Origin of the sequence: Acidiferrimicrobium sp. IK, from assembly GCF_025499425.1 — a bacterium.
In the GTDB taxonomy this organism is placed as follows: domain Bacteria; phylum Actinomycetota; class Acidimicrobiia; order Acidimicrobiales; family Palsa-688; genus Acidiferrimicrobium.
Genome location: NZ_JAIMCB010000042.1, coordinates 1 through 1,233, shown reverse-complemented (window position 1 = coordinate 1,233; position 1,233 = coordinate 1). Strand labels below are relative to the sequence as shown.

General features: G+C 62.0%; 1 pseudogene. It reads right to left on the bottom strand.

The window, feature by feature from the left end:
* Positions 1 to 124: 124 nt before the first annotated feature.
* Positions 125 to 508: pseudogene (locus tag K6U06_RS24930) on the bottom strand (group II intron reverse transcriptase/maturase); the annotation flags it as partial.
* Positions 509 to 1,233 lie beyond the last annotated feature (725 nt).

Below are 1,233 nucleotides of genomic sequence, written 5' to 3'. Positions count from 1 at the left end.
CTACCTCGCCGACCGGGCCCGAGCACCCGACCCCGGCCTCGCCATCCTCCTGGCCTGACGCCCCACACAACCGACACATTCACGCCACCTACTTCAACGCGGGCGCCCCGCTAAACAAGTACGTTGCGGACAGAGCGTCATGGGCAGAACGCCCCGGACGGTAACCGTAACTGTCGGGGTGGAAGATCGGCTCAAGCGTTTCTTCCAACAGCATTGCCGCAGCGGTCTGAGAGATTCGGTCAGCCACATTAGGCACACCTAACACCCGGACCGCCGCCCCATGGTCCTTCGGTATCTCCACCGCACGCACCGGCCCAGGGAAATAACTCCCGGAGCTCATCCGGTTCCACAACTTGTAGAGATTCGCTCTCTCATCGTCGCCGAACTCGACGATACGCACAGCATCCACACCCGGAGCCCCTTTGTTGGCCCGGACCTTCTCCCACGCCTCGAAAACGAGACGCTTCGATATGTCAAACGATTTCACCTTCGGCTTCGGTCTCACCACAGGTTCATCCCCCAACGGGTTGACCTCTGAGCGACCTTGGTCTGCCCGGCCCGTTCGCTCCAGGGCCATTACAGCCCCTTCACCGCTACTACGAGCCAGTCCGTCCCTGTGTCCCGCGGTACTCGGCCCCTCACGGCTCCTTCCGCTCGGGGTACTCCCTCTCGCGACCAGAGGGCACACATCACCCATTTACGCTGATCGACGGTTCCGGGACGACAGGTTCTCCTGTTCCATGCCAGCGCCTGCAACGAGCTCACGCCACCTTCACACCGGACACCGCCAGGACGACACGCAGGCCGCCTCCTGGCTCCGAGCGCCCCAACAACTGCGGTGCTCTTATCCTGGGGCAGCCTTCCGGCCCCAGTTTCGATGTCGTCACAAAGCATTTCGATGCGTCATCAGTGGTTTACTCACGTTCGTCTTCTCGTCGCCCACCTGACCCGCTCGCAGCGGGGCTTTTCCGTAGTCGCTTCAGTTGAGTCCCGGGGGGTGGTGTACGGAGGGGTGAGTTGGGGGGTGGTCCCCCGCTGGTGACAGCCATCGCGTCAACCTCAAGAAGCAGTTCTCACGCAACTACTTGAGGAGGATCACGATGGCTGTCCTGAGCATCCCCCGGAACCGTGGAGGCATGGACTATGAGGAGTGACCATGCCAGAAGCACGAAGGAAGTTCGATGCGGAGTTCCGTGAGGGAGCGGTCCGTATCGTCAGGGAGACGGGGAAACC